Origin of the sequence: Nocardia pseudovaccinii (assembly GCF_050942345.1) — a bacterium.
GTDB classification, from domain to species: domain Bacteria; phylum Actinomycetota; class Actinomycetes; order Mycobacteriales; family Mycobacteriaceae; genus Nocardia; species Nocardia pseudovaccinii.
Genome location: NZ_CP192074.1, coordinates 3,130,072 through 3,150,166, shown reverse-complemented (window position 1 = coordinate 3,150,166; position 20,095 = coordinate 3,130,072). Strand labels below are relative to the sequence as shown.

General features: G+C 66.8%; 18 protein-coding genes and 1 pseudogene. 8 read left to right on the top strand and 11 right to left on the bottom strand.

Going from position 1 to position 20,095, the window contains the following annotated elements:
- Positions 1 to 14: 14 nt before the first annotated feature.
- Both ACQPZ2_RS13965 and ACQPZ2_RS13960 read left to right on the top strand, forming a co-directional pair.
- A complete protein-coding gene (locus tag ACQPZ2_RS13965; RefSeq protein WP_433525916.1) occupies positions 15 to 1,079 on the top strand; it encodes a 2Fe-2S iron-sulfur cluster-binding protein in 1,065 nt (354 codons plus the stop codon).
- A 206-nt stretch (positions 1,080 to 1,285) separates the two neighbouring features.
- Complete coding sequence (locus tag ACQPZ2_RS13960) at positions 1,286 to 1,639, top strand: hypothetical protein (protein WP_433525915.1); 354 nt, start codon at positions 1,286 to 1,288, stop codon at positions 1,637 to 1,639.
- Between the two features lie 32 nt (positions 1,640 to 1,671).
- On the opposite strand, the gene ACQPZ2_RS13955 is transcribed toward ACQPZ2_RS13960, so the two are convergent.
- The 6 genes and pseudogenes from ACQPZ2_RS13955 to ACQPZ2_RS13930 form a co-directional block, all read right to left on the bottom strand.
- The gene (locus ACQPZ2_RS13955; RefSeq protein WP_433525914.1) at positions 1,672 to 2,484 is read right to left on the bottom strand and encodes an alpha/beta fold hydrolase; all 813 of its coding nucleotides are present in this window, start codon (positions 2,482 to 2,484) and stop codon (positions 1,672 to 1,674) included.
- Positions 2,485 to 2,613: 129 nt separating this feature from the next.
- Positions 2,614 to 3,051 (bottom strand): group I truncated hemoglobin, encoded by a 438-nt coding sequence (locus ACQPZ2_RS13950; RefSeq protein ID WP_433525913.1) that lies wholly within the window; start codon positions 3,049 to 3,051, stop codon positions 2,614 to 2,616.
- Positions 3,052 to 3,237: 186 nt separating this feature from the next.
- Entirely contained in the window at positions 3,238 to 4,296 is a 1,059-nt protein-coding gene (locus ACQPZ2_RS13945; RefSeq protein ID WP_433525912.1) for a CaiB/BaiF CoA transferase family protein, read from the bottom strand.
- Positions 4,293 to 5,249, bottom strand: coding sequence for an LLM class F420-dependent oxidoreductase (locus ACQPZ2_RS13940; protein ID WP_433525911.1), 957 nt, complete (start codon positions 5,247 to 5,249; stop codon positions 4,293 to 4,295). Before ACQPZ2_RS13940 ends, ACQPZ2_RS13945 begins: the two co-directional genes overlap by 4 nt.
- A 199-nt stretch (positions 5,250 to 5,448) precedes the next feature.
- Positions 5,449 to 5,826, bottom strand: a pseudogene (locus ACQPZ2_RS13935) (cobalamin B12-binding domain-containing protein); the annotation flags it as partial.
- Positions 5,826 to 7,403 carry a methylmalonyl-CoA mutase family protein gene (locus tag ACQPZ2_RS13930; RefSeq protein ID WP_063047807.1) on the bottom strand — a complete coding sequence of 526 codons (1,578 nt, stop codon included), beginning with the start codon at positions 7,401 to 7,403 and terminating at the stop codon, positions 5,826 to 5,828. The gene ACQPZ2_RS13930 and the pseudogene ACQPZ2_RS13935, both read right to left, overlap by 1 nt.
- A gap of 87 nt (positions 7,404 to 7,490) precedes the next feature.
- On the opposite strand from ACQPZ2_RS13930, the gene ACQPZ2_RS13925 reads away from it, so the two are divergent.
- The 4 genes from ACQPZ2_RS13925 to ACQPZ2_RS13910 are packed head-to-tail and all read left to right on the top strand — an operon-like array spanning position 7,491 to position 9,844.
- Positions 7,491 to 8,324, top strand: a complete 834-nt coding sequence (locus tag ACQPZ2_RS13925; protein ID WP_433525910.1) for an SDR family oxidoreductase — start codon at positions 7,491 to 7,493, stop codon at positions 8,322 to 8,324.
- A gap of 21 nt (positions 8,325 to 8,345) precedes the next feature.
- Complete coding sequence (pcaC, locus tag ACQPZ2_RS13920) at positions 8,346 to 8,741, top strand: 4-carboxymuconolactone decarboxylase (RefSeq protein ID WP_433525909.1); 396 nt, start codon at positions 8,346 to 8,348, stop codon at positions 8,739 to 8,741.
- On the top strand, positions 8,734 to 9,624 hold the full coding sequence (locus ACQPZ2_RS13915; RefSeq protein ID WP_433525908.1) for an NAD(P)-dependent oxidoreductase: 891 nt from the start codon (positions 8,734 to 8,736) through the stop codon (positions 9,622 to 9,624). The genes pcaC and ACQPZ2_RS13915 overlap by 8 nt, the downstream gene beginning before the upstream one ends.
- 10 nt (positions 9,625 to 9,634) lie before the next feature.
- Positions 9,635 to 9,844: a hypothetical protein gene (locus tag ACQPZ2_RS13910; protein WP_063047811.1), complete on the top strand. Its 210-nt coding sequence runs from the start codon at positions 9,635 to 9,637 to the stop codon at positions 9,842 to 9,844.
- 7 nt (positions 9,845 to 9,851) lie between these two features.
- Here the strand turns inward: ACQPZ2_RS13910 and ACQPZ2_RS13905 are convergent, their stop codons facing one another.
- A complete protein-coding gene (locus ACQPZ2_RS13905) occupies positions 9,852 to 11,795 on the bottom strand; it encodes a nitrate- and nitrite sensing domain-containing protein (RefSeq protein ID WP_433525907.1) in 1,944 nt (647 codons plus the stop codon).
- 77 nt (positions 11,796 to 11,872) lie between these two features.
- Here ACQPZ2_RS13905 and ACQPZ2_RS13900 point away from each other — a divergent pair, with 77 nt between their 5' ends.
- Positions 11,873 to 12,787 carry an LLM class F420-dependent oxidoreductase gene (locus ACQPZ2_RS13900; protein ID WP_433525906.1) on the top strand — a complete coding sequence of 305 codons (915 nt, stop codon included), beginning with the start codon at positions 11,873 to 11,875 and terminating at the stop codon, positions 12,785 to 12,787.
- A 13-nt stretch (positions 12,788 to 12,800) separates the two neighbouring features.
- Here ACQPZ2_RS13900 and ACQPZ2_RS13895 read toward each other — a convergent pair whose 3' ends face one another.
- The gene (locus ACQPZ2_RS13895) at positions 12,801 to 13,517 is read right to left on the bottom strand and encodes an enoyl-CoA hydratase/isomerase family protein (protein ID WP_433525905.1); all 717 of its coding nucleotides are present in this window, start codon (positions 13,515 to 13,517) and stop codon (positions 12,801 to 12,803) included.
- Positions 13,518 to 13,664: 147 nt separating this feature from the next.
- On the opposite strand from ACQPZ2_RS13895, the gene ACQPZ2_RS13890 reads away from it, so the two are divergent.
- Positions 13,665 to 15,197, top strand: coding sequence for an AMP-binding protein (locus tag ACQPZ2_RS13890; RefSeq protein WP_433525904.1), 1,533 nt, complete (start codon positions 13,665 to 13,667; stop codon positions 15,195 to 15,197).
- Here ACQPZ2_RS13890 and ACQPZ2_RS13885 read toward each other — a convergent pair whose 3' ends face one another.
- The 3 genes from ACQPZ2_RS13885 to ACQPZ2_RS13875 all read right to left on the bottom strand — a co-directional run bounded on the left by ACQPZ2_RS13885 (position 15,198) and on the right by ACQPZ2_RS13875 (position 20,066).
- Positions 15,198 to 15,656 carry a MarR family winged helix-turn-helix transcriptional regulator gene (locus tag ACQPZ2_RS13885; RefSeq protein ID WP_433525903.1) on the bottom strand — a complete coding sequence of 153 codons (459 nt, stop codon included), beginning with the start codon at positions 15,654 to 15,656 and terminating at the stop codon, positions 15,198 to 15,200. It lies immediately after the preceding gene.
- Positions 15,657 to 15,816: 160 nt separating this feature from the next.
- A complete protein-coding gene (locus tag ACQPZ2_RS13880) occupies positions 15,817 to 17,892 on the bottom strand; it encodes an ArnT family glycosyltransferase (protein WP_433525902.1) in 2,076 nt (691 codons plus the stop codon).
- Positions 17,893 to 17,921: 29 nt separating this feature from the next.
- Positions 17,922 to 20,066 (bottom strand): ArnT family glycosyltransferase, encoded by a 2,145-nt coding sequence (locus tag ACQPZ2_RS13875; protein WP_433525901.1) that lies wholly within the window; start codon positions 20,064 to 20,066, stop codon positions 17,922 to 17,924.
- Positions 20,067 to 20,095: the final 29 nt, after the last annotated feature.

The window sequence follows — 20,095 nt, the reverse complement described above, 5'->3', positions numbered from 1 at the left end:
GGAGGAGGCAGTTCATGGCGAGACCCCCGTTATTCCAGCGCGCGACCGTAACGCGGATCGTTAAAGAGAGCGCCGACGCGCGCACCTATGTGCTCGACCCGCACGACGGGCCGATCGCTTATCAATCCGGGCAGTTCTGCACGTTCCGAGTCCACGTGGACGGCAAGGATCTGTTCCGCTCCTACTCGATGTCGAGTGCGCCGGAAACCGACCGCGAACTGATGACCACGGTCAAGCGGGTGCCCGGCGGACAGGTCTCGAACTGGCTGCACGACAACGTGGTCGAGGGCGACGAACTGGAGCTGACCAGAGCGGCGGGCCGATTCTGTCTGCGCCCCACCGAGGCGCCGCTGCTCGGTTTCAGCGGCGGCAGTGGTATCACACCGATCCTGTCGCTGGCCAAGAGTGCGCTGACGAGCACCGCCAGGAAAGTGCGGCTGCTGTGCGCGGACCGCGATCGGGAGTCGGTGATCTTCGAGGCGGTACTCGCGGAACTGGTCGGCCGCTACCCGGGGCGGCTCGAGGTGATCCGCCACCTCGACGCCGACGGCGGCTTCCTGACCCCCGACGCGATCCGCGATTTCGTCGGCGCGGACGGCGGCGGCGACAGCTATATCTGCGGACCCGAGGCCTTCATGGAGATGGTCGAGAATGCTCTGCCCGGACCGGGCCTGGTGTTCAGCGAACGATTCGGCGCGCCGGCCCCGGCGCTGCCCGCTACCCCGGAGGCCACCGAGACCCCTACGGACACAAGTTCGGCCGCGATCGTCGAAACCCCCACGGCTACAACCCCGGCTGCGACCACCGACCACACTGTCACGATCATCCTGAACGGCAAGAAGAAGTCCGTTCCGCGCAAGGACGGCGAAACACTGCTCGACAGCGCCCGCCGCGCCGGTCTCACACCCCCGTTCTCCTGCGAGGCAGGTAACTGTGCCACCTGCATGGCGAAGGTGACGAAAGGTCATGCCACGCTGCGCCGCAACGACGCGCTGACCGACGACGAACTCGCCGAAGGTTATGTCCTCACCTGCCAGGCCGTACCGGACACGGACTCCATCACCGTCGACTACGAGTGATCGATACCCAACGATCTCTGGCTGACTGTGAGATCGCGGCCCGGGTCGGCGTCGACGCGCGCGCCGTTCCCGCCCGTGCTTGGCGATAATTTTCGGCTTGCACCCCAACTCTTTGCTCGATCGGCCGGTTGATGTCGGTGTCGGTGTTACCTCGAGCAAAGGGAATGACGGTGTCCGAACGAAACTCCCGTTCCAGGAGATCTGTTGTGGTCATCGCGGCCGCGGGGCTCACTCTCACCGCCGCGTCCGCGTGCAGCAGCGTCGTCGACCATTTCAGTGGCCCCTACGATCCCGGTACTGCAAAGGTCGGCGACTGCTTCGGCGGAAAGCACCGGGCCATCGGCGGAGGAGCGAACTTGACCAAGACGGTGTCCTGCGGGAACCCCGAAGGGTACTACCAGGTTTCGGCAGTCCTCGGCAACGGAAAGAGCGCCGAGTGCCCCGCCGATCGCAGCCGGGAGGGTTACCTTCCGGCTGGTGTCGATCGAGGCTCGTACAGCACCAACTACTTCGAGGCCGACGGGAAGACTTTCTGCCTGCTCTGGCAAAAACCGAAATAGGCTGCGACAGCGGGGGCGAGCATTCGGCCGTATTACGCCGGGCGATGCTCCTCGACGCGCCGAAGCCACTCGGAGACGAGCGCCTCGACGAGGTCACCCTGCTCGTGCGGCAGCGCGTGCCCGGCGCGGTCCAGCACCGCGAACGTGCCGCGGGGATAGTGTTCGACCAGATCCCAGTGGCCTGCGAATCCCATCGAGGAGTCCTGGCGCCCGGCGATGATGAGGGTCGGGTTGGGATACGGCGGTCCGTCCTCGGGGCCGGAACTCAGCCGCCAGCGTTCGCCGATCCGCGCCATCGCGGATTGGTCGGCCAAGGGGACGGCGGGAGCCACATAGTGCTGGAACCGCTCTTGCATGGCGGGTGTGTGCACCACGAAGTAGGCCTCGAATTCGGTACGGTCGTCCGGGCCCAGAACGTCGCCGAGGTCGCCTGCGGCGTGCACCACCTGGTGTGCGGGTATGGCGCGCGGGTCCTCGATGAGGGGGCAGATTACGCTCAGCCCACTCACCTGATCGCGGCGTCTGTTCGCGACGGCCCGGGCAAAATAGCCGCCGACGGAATGGCCGATAACCAACAGATTTCGATCACCGATCACAACATCGATCAACCCGAGGACGAGCTCGACCACATCATCTGAGCTATTGATCGTTTCCGGCGCCGGGGTGCGCCCCATACCCGGGAGATCCAGATAGATGCGCCGATAATCAGGCAGGTCACCGAAGATCGGCTCCATCGTCGCGACCATCTCACGATGATCCACCCCCGAACCGTGCATCATCAAGATCGGAGTCCCGCTACCGTATTCGACGTAATGCACGGAAACGCCGTCGACGTCGCACTCCATACCGACACCCTAGTCAGCTGGGGGCGGCAGCTGAGCGCGATCGCTCGTGGCGGCGTGCGGGCATTGCGATCCCTCGAGCGCCTGCACTCTTGCGCTCGCGAACCTGGGGGCCGGTCAACGGCGGAAAGGTCAGCGCGATGACTCTGCGGCAGAGCCGGACGCGATGTCGTCGGCCAGCGGGGCAATGGCCCCAATGATCTGTTCCACCAGCGCCGTCGGCACCTCGGCGGTGGTCAGCGCATCGGTCAGATGTCCGGCAACGAGGTTGAAATGTTGCATCGTGATGCCACGGCCCTGATGGACCTGCTTCATCGGGGCACCAACGTAGGGGCCGGGGCCGCCGAGCGCGGCGGAGAAGAACTCGACCTGACGCCCCTGCAACCGAGACATGTTCGTACCGGTGAAGAACGGCGCCAGCTGGTCATCGGCGAGGACGCGGACGTAGAAGTCCTCGACTACCGCCTCGAGCGCCTCCTGCCCTCCGATCTGCTCGTAGATTGTGCCGGGCTCGGCTACCGCGGCCGCCCCGGACTTGGACTTGGACTTGAACCATGACGTGATATCCATGCATTCAGGACAGCACCGGTCGGTTTCCGTCCCGTTAGTCGGCTGTCGCAGCCCGTTTTCCATTCATGGCCTGTGCATTTCACGGAACTCACAACAGGCAGCCGCACCTGTGAGCAATATTTCGAACGTGACTCATTCTGGGGAAACGTACGGACTGTCGGTGCCGATCGGACACCGCCGGCCCGACTACTCCTCGTGCTCGCCGAGCACCGGCGGCGGACCGTACTGCGGCTGGTATCCGGTTATTCGGATCGGACTGCCGATCAGCCGGTAATCGCCTACGGTGACGATGGTTTCGGGGGTGGCGGCCAGCGCTTCGGGCAGGGTGCGGACCGCGGCCGCCGGGATGCCGAGTGGGCGCAGGCGAGATTCCCAGCCGGAGGCGGTGTCGGTGGCCAGAGCCGCGGTCACCGCGGCGAGCACCTCGTCGCGATGGGCGGCCCGCTCGGCCATCGTCTCGAATCCGTCGACACCGGCCTCCGCGGTGAAGACCTTCCAAAAGCCGTCGTGGGTGATGAACAGCGCGAGGTGGCCGTCGGCGGTCGGAAAGAGCTGTGCTGGAACGTAATACGAATGTGCGCCGAACTTTCGGCGTTGCGGTTGTTTGCCGTCGTTGAGATAGGCCGACGCATGGTAGTTCAGCTGCGAGAGCATCACCTCGTACAGCGAGACGTCCACCTGCCCGCCGCGGCCGGAGACTATCTGGGCGAGCAGGCCGAGCGCGGCGGTGAGGCCGGTCGAATTGTCCGCCGACGAATACCCGGGCAACGTGGGCGGCCCCTGCGGATCGCCCGTCATCGCGGCGATGCCCGTCGCCGCCTGGATCACATAGTCGAAGGCGGGGTCGTCACCGCCGTCCAAGCCGAAGCCCGTGATCGCCACACACACGATCCGCTCGTTGAATTGCCGCAGCGACTCATAGGTCAGGCCGAGCCGCCGGATCGCGGACGGCTTCAAATTCACCAGCAGCGCATGCGATTCCGCGACGAGTTCGGCCAGCCGACGCTGTCCGGCGGGGCTGGTCAATTCGAGTCGGATACTGCGCTTGCCGCGATTGAGGCTGGCGAAATAGGAGTCGCCGACCTGCCGCGAGATCTCCCCGTTCAGCGGTTCGATCTTGGTCACCTCGGCGCCGAGATCGGCGAGCATCATCGTGGCGTAGGGACCGGCGAGCATGGTGCCGACCTCGAGTACCCGGATCCCCGCCAGCGGCCCAGCGGCCTCACCGGATACCGGTCGGTTCACCGCAATTCCTTCGCCAGTTCGGCGATCATCTCCCGGGTGCGGCGCTTGGAGGCGATGAGTTCGTCGCGGGTGTCGCCGATGGGCAGCAGCCGCACCGACAGATCCGTGGCACCGGCGTCGGCGAAGCGCCGCAGTCCCGCCGCGATCGCCCGCTCGTCACCCGCGACGCAGATATCACCGATATCGCGGGCCGAACCCTGTTCCAGCAGCCGCTGATAGTTGGGCGAGACCTCGGCCTCGCCGAGAATCCGATTGGCCCGCGCCTTGGCCTCGTCGACCTCCGACGGCGAGCACAGACACACCGGTAGCCCGGCGATGACGCGCGGTGCGGGCCGCCCGGCGTCGGCGGCGGCCTTGTTGATTTTCGGGACCACATGGTCGGCCACCGCGCGCTCGTCGGCCATCCACAGAATGGTGCCGTCGGCCTGTTCCCCGGCGATGCGCAACATGACCGGTCCGAGTGCGGCGATCAGCACGGGCACCGGCGCTACCGGACCGAGGTCGAGCGGATTGTGCACGGTGAAGGTGTCGTTTTCGATATCGACCTGGCCGGGCCCCCGCAGACCGGCATTCAATACGTCCAGGTAGTCGCGGGTGTAGGCCGCCGGTTTCGTATAGGGGAGCCCGAGCATGTCCTGCACGATCCAGTGATGCGAGGGGCCGACACCGAGTGCGAGCCGACCACCGGCCGCGGCCTGCGCCGAAAGCGCTTGGCGGGCAAGGGCGATCGGATGCTGCGCCTGCAATGGCACGACCGCGGTGCCCAATTCGATGCGGGTGGTCTTCATCCCCATCAGCGCGATGGTGATCAGCGCGTCGAAATCGGTGGGTATCTGCGGAATCCACGCGGTGTCCAGTCCCGCGGATTCGGCCCATTCGATATCGTCGAGCATCCTGCTGAGCTTGCGGGCGGAGTCCCCCTTCTCCGGCCCGATCATCACTCCGATTCGCACGAATTCCTCCAGTTTCCAAGCTCTTCCGGACGACTGCTGCCGCCCGGGATCACGACGGTGTCGTGGTTTCGGTCTCGGGGACGGCAGTCGGCGGAGCCGACGGGGTGGGTAAGCACTCGGGGACGGCAGTCGGCGGAGCCGACGGGGTGGGTAAGCACTCGGGGACGGCAGTCGGCGGAGCCGACGGGGTGGGTAAGCACAGCGCGCGGATCTCGGTGACCAGCGTCTCCAGCGCGGTGCCGGTCGGAAAGACCGCGGCCGCACCGGCTTCCAGCAATCGCGGCACATCCGCCTGCGGGATGGTGCCGCCGACCACCACCGCGATATCCCCGGCGCCGGCGGCCCGCAGCGCGTCCACGACGCGCGTCGTCATCGACACATGCGCGCCGGACAGGATGCTCAAACCGACCACGGCGACGTCTTCCTGCAACGCGATCGACACGATGTCCTCCACGCGCTGACGGATGCCGGTGTAGATGACCTCGAACCCGGCATCGCGCAGGGTGCGGGCGACGATCTTGGCACCGCGGTCGTGACCGTCCAAACCCGGCTTGGCGACGAGTACGCGTGCGGGCATCAGAACACCACCGGCTGCTGGAATTCGCCCCATACCGACTTCAGTGCGGCGGTCATCTCGCCGACCGTGCAGTACGCGTTGGCGCAGTCGATCAGATTGTGCATCAGGTTTCCGTCTCCTTCGGCGGCATGCGACAAAGCGGTGAGACAGGCACGCACCGCAGCGGGATCTCGTTCGGCCTTCACCCGAGCCAGGCGCTCGAGCTGCAATTCCCGCCCCTTGGCATCGAGTTCATAGGTGCCGATATCGGGTGCGGGCTCGTCGGAGACGAATCGATTCACCCCGACCACCGGACGCGAACCCGACTCCACCTCCTGATGCAGCCGGTACGCCTCGTCGGCGATCAGACCTTGCAGATATCCGTCCTCGATGCAGCGCACCATGCCGCCGTGCTGCTCCAGATCGGTCATGATCTCGACGATGCGTGCCTCGGTGGCGTCGGTGAGCGCCTCGACGAAGTAGGAGCCGCCGAGCGGATCGGCCACCCGCGTCACGCCGGTCTCATACGCGAGGATCTGCTGGGTGCGCAGCGCCAGCGTCGCCGACTCCTCGCTCGGCAGCGCGAACGGTTCGTCCCACGCCGCGGTGAACATCGACTGCACCCCGCCGAGCACCGAAGCCATCGATTCGTACGCGACCCGCACCAGATTGTTCTGGGCCTGCGGCGCATACAGCGACGCGCCTCCGGCGACACAGCCGAACCGGAACATCGACGCCTTGTCCGTGCTCGCGCCGTAGCGCTCGCGCACCAGGGTGGCCCAACGCCGCCGACCCGCACGGTATTTCGCGATCTCCTCGAAAAAGTCGCCGTGGGTGTAGAAGAAGAACGAGATCTGGGGCGCGAATTGATCGATCGTCATCCGGCCGCGTTCCACCACGGTGTCGCAATAGGTCACGCCGTCGGCGAGGGTGAAGGCCATCTCCTGCACCGCGGTCGCCCCGGCGTCGCGGAAGTGCGCGCCCGCCACCGAGATCGCGTTGAACCGCGGCACCTCGGCAGCGCAGAACTCGATGGTGTCGGCGATCAACCGCAGCGACGGCTCCGGCGGCCAGATCCAGGTGCCGCGCGAGGCGTATTCCTTGAGGATGTCGTTCTGGATGGTGCCCGTGAGCTTTTCCCGCGGCACGCCCTTCTTCTCCGCGGCCGCCACATAGAACGCCAACAGGATCGCCGCGGTGCCGTTGATGGTGAAGCTGGTGCTGATCTTGTCCAGCGGGATGCCGTCGAAGAGCACCTCGGCGTCGGCGAGCGTGTCGACGGCGACGCCGACCCGGCCGACTTCCTCGCTCACCTCGGGATCATCGGAGTCGTAGCCGCACTGCGTCGGCAGATCCAATGCCACCGACAGTCCGGTGCCGCCCTGGCCGAGCAGATACCGGTAGCGCTGGTTGGATTCCTCCGCGGTGCCGAAGCCCGAGTACTGCCGGAACGTCCACAACCGACCCCGGTAGCCGGAGGCGAAGTTGCCACGCGTGAAGGGATATGCGCCCGGCTGGGGCGGATCGGCACGCCGGTCTTCCGGTCCGTAGACCGGCTCGAGCGGGATACCGGACGAGGTCTGCACTTGGTCGTTCATCAGTGAATACGCTACTTGCCAAAAAAGAGAATGCCAATACCATCTGAAGCGAGTGAGTTCTCACAATCCGTTTCCCCGAGGAGCACGATGCCCGAGCAGCACCGACCGTTGACCGACCGCACCATGGTGATTTCCGGCGCCAGCCGCGGCATCGGGCTGGCCATCGCGGTCGCCGCCGCCCGCCGGGGCGCCAACGTGGTGCTGCTGGCCAAGACGGCCGAACCACATCCACGGCTGCCCGGCACCGTCTACACCGCGGCCGCCGAAATCGAGGCCGCGGGCGGCAAGGCGGCCGCCGTGGTGGGTGATGTGCGCCGCGAGGAGGATGTGCAGCGGGTCGTGGGCACCGCGCTGGAACGCTTCGGCGGCATCGATATCTGTGTCAACAATGCCAGCGCCATCGCGACCGACCCGACCGAGCGGTTGTCGCCCAAGAAGTTCGATCTGATGATGGACATCAATATCCGTGGCGCCTTCCTGCTCACCCAGTCCTGCGTGCCGCACCTACGCAATTCGGCCAACCCGCATGTGCTGACCATCGCGCCGCCGGTGAATATGAACCCGCGCTGGCTCGGCGCGCACCCGGTCTACACGCTGTCGAAGTACGGAATGACGCTGCTGTCGCAGGGCTGGGCCGTCGAATACGCCAACGCCGCAATAGCATTCAACTGCCTGTGGCCCGAGACCTTCATCGCCACCTCCGCGGTGGCCAACCTCGACGACGGCACGAATCAGCTCGCGGCCGCGCGCAGTCCGGAGATCATGGCCGATGCCGCGATCGAGATCGTGTCCCAGCCCGCGCGGGAGGTCACCGGAAACTGCTTCATCGATGCCGAGGCGTTGACGGGATTCGGCGGCGTCGAGGACCTGTCCCGCTACGGCGGCGGCGCGCACCCGACACCGGACCTGTTCCTCGACTGATCGCCGAAAGGATTGCCGGATATGACAATTGATCCCGCCCAACGGGCGCGCTACGAGGCCGGATTACAGGTCCGCCGCGAGGTCGTCGGCGCCGACTACGTCGACCGGGCGCTGGCCGCCGCCACCGACTTCTCCGAGCCACTGCAGGATCTGGTCACCGAATACTGTTGGGGCGCGGTGTGGACCCGCCCCGGCCTGGACCGCAGGGCGCGGTCGATGATCACGCTGGCGATGCTGACTTCGCTCAACCGTGCCACGGAATTCGCCACGCACGTGCGCGCCGCATTGACCAACGGCGTCACCCCGGACGAGATCCGAGAGGTGCTGCTGCACGCGACAGTCTATGCCGGTGTCCCGGCCGGAGTCGAAGCCTTCCGAATCGCCGGACCGATCCTGCAGGAGCACGCCGATGCCTGAACGCGCTACCGGACATATCGCCTTTCTCGGCCTCGGCACCATGGGCGCGCGCATGTCGCGACGGTTGGTGGCGGCGGGTTTCGACGTCGTCGGATTCGACCCGTCCGAGCACGCCCGCGAAGGCTTGGCCGCGGTCGGCGGACGGGTCGCGACCAGCGCCGCGGCAGCCGCCGCCGGTGCCACCCACCTGATTCTCATGCTGCCCAGCTCTGCCGTCGTCGAATCCGTACTCGGTGACGAGCAGCTACTGGCCGCATTGGGGCCGGACGCGATCGTGATCGATATGAGCTCATCCGAACCGGAGTCGACGCGGCGGCTGGCCACCGAACTGGCCGCGCGTCGGATAACGCTGATCGACGCACCGGTGTCCGGCGGCGTGCGCGGGGCGGCGGACGGTACCCTGACGATCATGGTCGGGGGCCCGGAAGACACTGTCGCCCACATTGATTCGGTGCTGGCACCGCTGGGCAAGGTACGGCGCATAGGTGCGTCGGGGGCCGGTCATGCCGTCAAGGCGATCAATAATCTGCTCGCCGCGGTCAATTTGCTCGCCGCCGCCGAGGGGGTCGCGGCCGGACGCCGTTTCGGCCTGGACCCCGCCGTGATCGTCGAGACCATCAATGCCGCCAGCGGCCGCAGTGCCGCAACCGAACTCAAGTTCCCACAGGCGATTCTGCCGGAAACCTTCGACTCCGGATTCGCGCTCGCGCTCATGCTCAAGGACATGCGGATCGCCACCGACCTGGCGGCCTCGCTCGGCATACCGGCCGCACTCGGCGAACGCGCCGTCGAGCTGTGGACGCGCGCCGCAGCCGACCTCGGTCCGAGCGCCGACCAAACCGATATCGCGCGCTGGGCGGACGCGCAGTCCGCGGAACATTGAGGCCAATACCATGAATACGCCCATCCGATTCTCGGTCGTCGACGTGCTTCACTACTTCGGCAAGTGCCCGCGCTGCGGTTATTCCGCCACCGCGTCGGCGATGATCCAGACCTTCGCCGACGGCGCCACCGAATCACAACTCGTCGCCACCTGCGCGCAGCCGTGCGGGTGGAGCGGACCGGTGGCGCTGACCACGATGACCGACGCCCGGTCCGATTGACTCGGATTCACCACCGTTGCACGGTGCTCGGCGCGGCAATGCCCGCGTTCTCCGCGGCCAGCACCGCTGTCGGGATCACGACGATGGCGCGAACTCCGCCGTAGTCGGATTCGGTCAGGCGCACCGAGATGCCGTGCCGAATCCCCAACCGGGCCACCACGAACAGCCCGAGCCGCGAATCCGACGATAGTGTCGCGACGCTGAAATCCGGTGGGTCGGCGAGCACTTCGTTGGCCCGCTCCAGTTCCGAATCCGACATGCCCATGCCCTGATCGCTGATCGCCACGACAACGCCGGTGCCGATCAGATTGCCGGTCACATCCACGCGCGACTGCGGTGGCGAGAACGCGGTCGCATTGTCGACCAGTTCGGCAAGTAGATGGATGAGATCGGCGACCACCGCACCGTTGACGAAAACCGACGGCAGTCCGGCGCCGGTGAACACTCGCGCGTATTGAACGGTTTCCGCGATCGCACCCCGGACGAGCTCCCCGAGCGGAACCGGACGTCGCCACTGTCGACCCGGACGGCCGCCGCCGAGGATGATCAGATTCTCGGCATTGCGGCGCCCGCGGGTGGCGAGATGGTCGAGCTGGAACAGCGTTTCCAGCAGCGCCGGATCCTCCTGTCGCCGTTCGGCCGCGTCGAGAATCTCCAACTGCCGGTGCACGACGATCTGGCTGCGGTGCGCGATATTGCTGAATACCGCGCGCACACCCTCGCGGGTGTTCGCCTCGGTGACCGCTGCCGCGACCGCCGCGCCGTGCGCCCGATTGAAAGCCTGGGCGACCTGACCGATCTCGTCGGTGCCGAAATCCAGCTGTGCAGCTTCGGTTTCCGGGTCGATCCGCACACCTTCGTTCAAGCGTCGCATCGTCTCCGGCAACCGAACCTCTGCCACCGCAAGCGTTTCCGAGCGCAATCGTTTCAGCCGTCCGATCAATTGGTTGGCCAGCCACAGCGACACCAGGAACGCCAACACGGCGACCGCACCCAAAACGCCCGCGGCCAGCAACGAGTTGCGCGCATGCCGGGCACCCGCATCAGCTGCGTGCCGTTCGCCCTGCTGCATATGCCCCACCCACAATGCCACCAACTGCTGGCTCACCTCGTCCGCGGCCACCCGCCACTGCGCAACACTCATCGGTAACTGCGATGCGCTTGCGGGCCGCACCTGCATGATGGCGCTCTCCATGGCGCTGACGTGCTGCCAGGCCGCGGAAGCGGTGAGATCCTTTATGCGCTGTGCGTTGGCCGCGTCGAGTTCGGTTGCCAATCGCGCGATCTCGACGTGGTAGTAGCTGACCAGGTTGCGGTATTCGGCGAACAGCGTCGGCGACCCACTCTGTGGGTTGACGACCGCCATGGTCAGCGCGCTGGCGCGCGACATGGATTCGAGCACACGCATCAACCTGAGATTGCGGGTGAGTTCCGAGCCGGTGGACGCATCCGGAGCAGACTGTCCGATCGTCGCCGAACCCTGGTCCATGCCGTCCAATAGTCGGCTGTAGAAGTCGTAGGCGTCGGCGATCGGTAGCCGATCGGCATCGATCGCACTGCGCAACTCCGGCAACCGAGCCTTCAACTGGTCGAAGGCTGCCACCGTGCTCCCGAGCGCGCTGCCGCCCACGCGCTGGAACTCGTCCTCGGTGGCTGCCAGCGACTTCAGCACCGTGTCGAACCGCAGCCGCGCGGCGACCAGCGCACCGGGATCGATGGCCTCGCCCGCGAGCTGGGACACCGACAGCAACCGCTCTTGTTGCACAGCCAGTACCAATTCACGGGTGGGGGCGAGGTGACTGTCCAGCGTGCGCGCGTAGTCCTCAGCGTGTCGCCCGTCGTTGAACAGGTAGATCGACGTACCCACCCCGACGCAGATCAGCAGCAGGCTGGGTACCAGCGCAATGACAAGAATCCGTGTCCGGATCCCACGGAACCGAGCCTTCAGCATCGCGATAATATAACTTACATATTAGAGAATGGCATTCTTGAAAACACGCACGCCGACCCAGGCACACGGAGGACCCGATGCGATTTATCCTGCATTACCCCGAGACCACCGGCTACGACGGTGACATGCTCGATGTCGGCGCACTGCACGACGTGGCGATCGCGGCCGAACGATCCGGATTCGACGGACTGTCACTGAGCGAGCACCCCGTTCCGGGCGCTCGATGGCTGGCTTCCGGTGGACATCAGACGCTCGATCCGTTCGTCGCACTCGGTTACGTCGCCGGGGTGACCGAACGTCTGCGGCTGATCACCTATCTCGCGGTGCTGCCCTACCGCAATCCGTTCCTGCTGGCGAAAGCGGCGGCAACGCTGGACAAACTGTCGGGTGGGCGCGCGATCGTCGGTCTGGGCACGGGTTATCAGAAGAGCGAATTCCACGCTCTCGGAGTCGATTTCGACGAACGCAACGCACTGTTCGACGAGGCGCTGGACGTGCTGCCGCTGCATTGGAGCGGCGAGCCGTTCAGCTATCAGGGCCGTCATTTCAGCGCCCGCGATGTGATCGCCCGGCCGCGGCCGGTGCAGAACCCGATCCCGGTCTGGATCGGCGGCAATTCGAAGCTGAGCCGCCGCCGGGTCGCCGCGCGCGCACAGGGCTGGATCCCGATGACCGGCGGTGCCGAGCTGAGCACCTCGGCCCGCACACCGGAACTCGGCACGCTCGACCAGCTCGCCGCGAAGATGGCCGAGGTGCGATCGGCGGCCCAGGACGCGGGCCGGTCCGAGCATATCGATCTGGTGTACTCCTACCCGGACGCGAGCATCGCCACCCCGGCGGTGGATGCCGACCGGCATCGCGAAGCCTTCGCGGCGTTGGACAAGGCCGGTGTCGACTGGATCGTCGTCTCCTGTCGCACACGCGAGCCCGGCGCGATATTCGACTTCATCTCGGAATTCGGCGCGACCTACCTGACCGCGCCCGAATCCTAGGCTGCGCCGCAGCTCATCGCGGACGGCTCAGCACCTTGTCCGCCGCCGCCCAGTGCTCGTCCGAAACCCAAAGCTGCGCAAAGGCATTCACGGCCTCGGCCGGGGAAACGCCGGACAGCACGCGCTTGATCTCACCCGCGGGCGCGTTGGCCAGCGAGCGCGCCAGTGCCAGCCAACCTTCCTCGAACGACGCACGGGGCAGCACCCGGTCCACCAGGCCGACGCGTTCGGCCTCGGCGGCGTCGAGCACGGTTCCCGAACCCGCGAGCAGCAGCGCTCGGCTACGGCCCACCAGCGCGCCGAGCCGTTCGGCGCCACCCCAGGCCGGCATGATCGCCAGCGCGACCTGATTGAACGCGATCTTGATGTCGTCGGCGGCGACCCGGATGTCCGCGGCGACCGCGACTTCGGCGCCACCACCGAAGGCGTGGCCGTTCATCGCGGCGATCACCGGGGCGGGAAAGTCCGCGAGGCGATCACAGATGCCCCGCATTCGCCAGGCCATCTCCTCGGCGGCCTCGAGGGTCCGAATCGCACTGAGCTGCTTGAGATCTCCCCCCGAGACGAATGCCTTGTCCCCCGCGCCCCGGATAACCAGTGCGCGAGCCCCCTCGGCCGCGTCGAGCGCCTTCTCGAGCTGGTCCATCGTCTCCGGCGCGATGGCGTTGCGCGCCTGCGGGCGATCGATGGTGACGACCGCAAGCCCGTCGCTCAGCTCGAGTTCCACCATTGTCAGTTCTCCGATCAAGATATTGGCATTCTACTTTCAGGAGAATAGTATATTCGGAGCGGCAGCCCCGACACTCATCCCGTAACCACCCGACCGCGCCGCGGGTGTGGCCGACTCGTGCCCGCGCGCCGGGTACTTGGAGTCCATATGCGCACAATCCCCGCCGACCTGGTCAAACGGTACGAAGACGAAGGATGGTGGACCCGCGATTCGCTCGGCGATCTGCTGGCCCGCGGTCTGGCCGCCGCACCCGATGCCCGGTTCCGCGTGCACTCGGCGGTCCGGCCATATACCGGAACCTTCGGTGACGTCGAACTGGTCGCCCGCCGACTGGCCAAGGGCTTGCACAAGCGGGGTGTCGGTCCCGGTGATGTGGTGGCCTTCCAACTGCCCAATTGGATGGAGGCCGCCGCGACCTTCTGGGCCGCAACCTTTCTCGGTGCGACCGTGGTTCCGATCGTGCACATCTACGGCTCTCGGGAGGTCGGCTACATTCTGGGCGCGGTGCGTCCACGAGTCTTCGTCACCACCGACCGATTCGGTTCGATCGAGTACGACCCGGCCGTCTACGCGGATGTGCCGATCGTCGGCGTCGTCGGACGCACCTTCGACGATCTGCTCGATGACGAGCCGTTCACCGGGGTCGTCGAGGTCGACCCGGCCGGACCGGCGCTGATCGCCTTCACCTCGGGCACCACCCGCGCGCCCAAGGGTGTGATCCACAGTCATCAAACCCTCGGCTGCGAGACCCGCCAGTTGGCCGAGCACTATCCGGCCGACCTCGGCCCGCAGATCACCGCCGCGCCGGTCGGCCATTTCATCGGCATGCTCAACGCCTTCCTCATCCCGATCCGCGACGGCATCGCGGTCAACCTCGTCGACACCTGGAATCCGGCCCAGATCCTGACCCTGATGACCAACTACGGCATCACCGTCGCGGGCGGCGTGCCCTACTACCTGACCAGCCTGGTCGACCACCCCGACTTCACCGCCGAACATCTGCTGCATATGAAGTACGCGGGCATGGGCGGCGCCTCGGTGCCGAGTTCGGTCACCGAGCGGCTCAACGAACTCGGCCTCATCGTCTACCGCTCCTACGGCAGCACCGAACACCCCTCGATCACCGCTTCCGACTGCACCGCCCCGGAGGGCAAACGGCTCTATACCGACGGCGATCCGCAGCCCGGCATCGAGATCCGGCTCACCGAGGACGGCGAAATCCTCAGCCGCGGACCGGATCTGTGCCTCGGCTACACCGACGAGGCGCTCACCGCGAAGGTTTTCGACGACGAAGGCTGGTATCACACCGGCGATATCGGCGTACTCGACGAGGACGGGTTCCTCACCATTACCGACCGCACCTCCGACCTGATCATCCGCGGCGGAGAGAACATCAGCGCACTCGAGGTCGAGGAGGTCCTGCTGACCATGCCGGCGGTCGCCGAGGCCGTTGCCGTCGCCGCGCCCGATGCTCGACTCGGCGAGCATGTGGCCGCTGTGGTGCGACTGCACCCGGGTTCGAACGCCCCGACGCTCGCGGATCTGCAAGCGCATTTCGCACAGGCGGGACTGACCAAGCAGAAATGGCCGGAACAGCTCGTGGTGGTCGAGGACTTTCCGCGCACCCCGAGCGGCAAGGTGCAGAAGTACCGGATCCGGCAGAGCCTGCGCGAGGCGTGATCAGTGGCTGATGGCGGAATGCCGCGGCCACGGACGGCCGTGGTAGCGCTCGATATCGGTGTTGAAGCGTTCGAGATAGGCGGCGAAGGCGGCGACATCGTCGGGCGTCCAGTCGGCCATGATGTCGTCCAACACGCGGAGGCTCTCCGTGCGGTCGGCGTCGAGTTGGCGATTTCCTTCGGGAGTAATGCGGAACAGTCGAGCCATGCCGCCCTCGGGGTCCGGAATCCGTTCGATCAGCCCCGCGCGCATCATCGCGGCGGTTTGCCGACGCAGCGTGGACGCCTCCAATCCCAGTGCGTCGCTGAGCTGACCGATGGACATCGGCCCCTCCCCGTGCAGACGGTTGAGCAAGGTGTACGCACTGCGGTCCATACGACTGGCACCACGCCGAGACGCGAGGCTGTACCGCCCGAGCAGCATGGTCTCGAATTCGATCAAATGCGTGGGCTTGTCCATCCCGACCCTTCTGCCGATGCGCGCGTCACCAATGACGCATGTGTATCACACAGGATGCGCACTACAACCTCGAATGTGCATGTTACACGCAGCGTGTATCATACACGTCATTTTGACCGAAAGGCGCGCCTGATCGGGTCAGGCGCGCCTCGATTGGGGGTCACGAGGTGGGCTGACTCAGGTCGTAGACCGTGGTGCCGCCGACCGTGATGGCGGTGTAGTGCGCCTTGACCCATGCGGTGATTTCGCTTGCGCTGCTGTTGGATCCGCCGCCGGGTCCACCGCCCATGCCGCCGCCCGCGATGAAGTAGGCGATGTCGCCGTTGGCGACGTACTGCTGGAATTGCGCCAGCGTCGGTGAATTGTCGCTGCCGGTGAAACCGCCGATCGCCATGATCGAAGCGCCGGTGGACAATTCGAGGCCGCTCGCCGACTGCGAGCCCACCGCCGCTGCGGCCCACCGGGTATCGGTATTGCGCACCAGCTGCTGCAGTTCGGTGTTGGACGAGTTCGAGCCCGGTCCACCGCCGCCGTCACGGTTGGCGGTCGCGTCGGACCCGGTCTGTTCGGTCCCTGCCTGCCCGGTGCCGCTCTGTCCGGTACCCGCTTGTGCAGGTGCCGCGCCGTCGAATGACGGTGCGCTGGTTCCTGATTCGCCGGAACCATCGGGTGCCGCTCCCCCGCCGCCCCCCGGTCCGCCCATACCCATCCCCTTACCCGCGACAGCCGGGCCGGAGGTCGGAATGGAACCGGAATGCGCGGTCGCCGCGGTTTCGATCGCGTACGCGGTGGTCCCCGCGAGGCCGAACAGCAGTCCGGCGATGGCGACGACGGCGGTGAACCTGCCGAGTTGGTGTGCGCCGACCGCGATGATGGCCGCGACCACGATCGAACCGATCAGCACTATCCAGCGCAGCGCCGGGTACCAGTCGGGTGTGCGATCGAGCAGGATGAAGTTCCAGATACCGGTCGAGGCGGACATGGCCGCGAGTGCGATACGCGCCGTGACGAATTGGCGGCCGCGCCACAATTCGACCACCGCGATCCCGATCAGCGCCGCGATCGCCGGGGCGAGGGCGACGGTGTAGTACGGGTGCATGGTGCCCTGCATGTAGCTGAACACGACACCGGTGACGAGCAGCCAACCGCCCCACAGCATCAGGCCCGCGCGCGTGCGTCCGGTCCGCGGTGTACGCCGGGTGAACCACAAACCGGCGACCAGACCGATCAAAGCCGCGGGCAGCAGCCAGGAGATTTCGGTGCCCATCGAATCGCCGAACAATCGGGTGATCCCGGTGCTGCCGCCGAAGCCGGTGTTGCCACCGCCGCCACCACCGCCGCCGTTGCCTTCGCCGCCGAGGACACGGCCGAGACCGTTGTAGCCGAGCGCGAGGTCGAGCAGGCTGTTGTCGGTCGAGCCGCCGATGTACGGGCGCGAATCAGCGGGCCACAAGCTGACCAGTGCGACGAACCAGCCGCCCGAGATCACCATTGCGACAAAAGCGCCGAGCAGCTTGGCGATACGACGCCAGAAACCGATCGGTGCGGCGACCAGGAACACCAGTCCGAGCGCGGGCAGTACCAGGAAGGCCTGCATCATCTTGGTGAGGAAGCCGAATCCCACTGCCACACCGGCCAATGCGAGCCAGCGGCCGCTGCCGCGCTCGGTCGCGCGGACCGTGCAATACGCGGCGACAACGAGCAGCAGCACCAGCAGTGCGTCCGGGTTGTTGAACCGGAACATCAGTGCCGCAACGGGAGTCACGGCCAGAGCCACGCCCGCGAGCAATCCGGCCGCCGGGCCGCTCCACCGGCGCACCGCGGCGTACACCAGACCGACCGACGCCACGCCCATCAGTGCCTGCGGCAGCAGCATGGAGAACGAACTGAAACCGAGCAGCCTGCCGGACAAGCCCATCACCCATAGCGATGCGGGCGGCTTGTCCACGGTGATGGCGTTACCCGAATCCAGCGAACCGAACAGCAGCGCCTTCCAACTCTGCGTGCCCGCCTGGACCGCGGCCGCGTAGAAGTCGTTGGCCCAACCGGATTTACTCAGTCCCCACAGGTAGAGCACGGCGGTGGCCGCCAGCAGAGTCCACAATCCGGGGCGGGCCCAGCGTGGCTGATCAGGTGGGCCGAACAGCCAGCGGGTCGATCGTTTCCGGTGCGCGCCCGCGTGCCGCGGACCCGCTGGTTCGGCGTGCCGCACGGGCGCCGCTTCGGTCATGGTCATCTCGAGTCCCTCTCGTTTACTCAAAGTGGTCAGTGGTTGACGGTGAGGTCGTAGACCGTGACGCCGTCTATCGTCTGGGCGGTGAAGTTGGCCTGGACCCAGGCCGCGATTTCACTGGCGGCCTGACTGCCGCCGCTCGCGGATCCGCGCATCCCGCCCATGATCTGGGCGCTGATGAAGTAGTGGATCTTGTGTTGGGCCACATAGGCTTCGAACTGCGACAGCGTGGGCGCCGGGTCGGTGCCGTTGAAGCCGCCCACGGCCATGACCGGATCACCGGTGGCCAGTTGGTATCCGGCGGCATTGCTGGAGCCGACGACGGCGGCGACCCAGGTGTAGTTGTCGGCGTCGGCGCTCAGCGCCGCGGTCAGGTTCGCGCCCGGTGTGATGCCGCCGAACATTCCGCCCATCGGGGCACCGCCGCCGGTGCCGCCCCGCGCACCCGCGCCACCGCCAGTCCATGCACCCGCGCCACCGCCTTGCGCACCCGCTCCACCACCGGTGCCGTCCTGCGCAGCCACGCCACCGTTGGTACTGCCCGGCGCACCCGCCCCAACACTGGTGCCGCTCGGCGCAGTCGTACCACCGTCGGTGCCGCTTGGCGCACCCGCCCCACCGCCGGTGCCGGTCGGCGCGCCCGCCCCACCGCCAAGCGCGCCCGCGCCGCCATCGGTGCCGCCCGGTCGCCCGCCGCCCGGGAACGACCGACCCGCACCGGCCGGTCCTGCGGACGGAATCGCACCGCTGTGTGTTGTCGCCGCGGTGGCCAATGCATAAGCACCGGGTGCGGCCAGGCCGACGGCCACGGCGACCGCGAGGACACCAGTCGCGACGGCCTTCGGCAACCGACCGACTACCAGCAGCAGCGCCGCCGCTCCGACACCGGCGATCGCGACCACCGGTCCCAGCCACGGCAGCCAGTCGCGGGTCCGTGCGAGTAGGACACAGGCCAGCACGACGGTCACCACCAGCGCACCGGACAGTACGGCCGACGCCCGAATATCGTTGCGGCGCTGCCACAATAGGCCCGCACCGACTCCGATCGCGCCCGCGATCGCCGGTGCCAGCGCCACCGTGTAGTACGGGTGCAGGATGCCGTTGGCGTAGCTGAACACCACGCCGGTGACGATCAGCCAGCCCAGCCACAGCAATAGCGCCGCCCTGGTCGGATCGGTGCGCGGGGCCCGACGGGTGAGCCACAGTCCGGCTGCGCCGAGGATCAATGCGGCGGGCAGCAGCCAGGCGATCTGGCCGCCCATTTCCGAGCCGAACAAACGGGCCCAGCCGACATCGAAATTCAGATTTCCGAGGCCGCCCGTCTCGTTACCGGTCAACCGGCCGAAACCGTTGTAGCCCAACGCGAGTTCGAGCACGCTGTTGTGCTGGGAGCCACCGATATAGGGCCGCGACGACGCGGGCCACAGCGTGACAAGCGCCAGATACCATCCCGCAGATACCACCATCGCGAGCACGGCGGCGACCGATCGAACGATCCGGGTGCGCAGCGGCGCATGCGCGGCGAGCAGATACACCAGCGCGAAGGCGGGCAGCACGAGGAACGCCTGCATCATCTTCGCCAGGAAGCCGAAGCCGACCGCGATACCGGCCAGCGGCAACCACCAAGCACCGCTGTCCTTTTCGATGGCCCGCAGCACGCAATAGGCCGCGACGGTCAACAGCAGCACCAGCAGTGCGTCCGGATTGTCGAACCGGAACATCAGCGTCGCCGCCGGTGTCAGCGCCAGCACCGCACCGGCCAGCATCCCGGCCCAGTGACCGCTGACGCGGCGTACCGCCGCGTACAGCACGGCGACCGCCGCAACGCCCTCGAGCGCCTGCGGCACCAGCAGACTCCAGGAGTTGAAGCCGAACAGCCGCGCCGAAATATCCATCACCCACAGCGCTGCGGGGGTCTTGTCGACGGTGATCGCATTGGCCGCGTCGCTGGAACCGAACAGCATCGCCTTCCAGCTCTGCGATCCGGCCTGCACCGCGGCGGCGTAGAAGTCGTTGGCCCAGCCGCTGGCACCGAGATTCCACAGATACAGCAGTGCTGTCGCGATGAGCAGCACCGCGAGCGATACCCGCCGCCACAGCGGGCCGCGCCCGGGTGGCCGCGCATCCGATGGCTCGACCGCCGCGGCGGCAGGAGCTCCCAGCAATGTTGTCGTCATGCTTCGATCGTCGCGGCCCGACGTAGTTG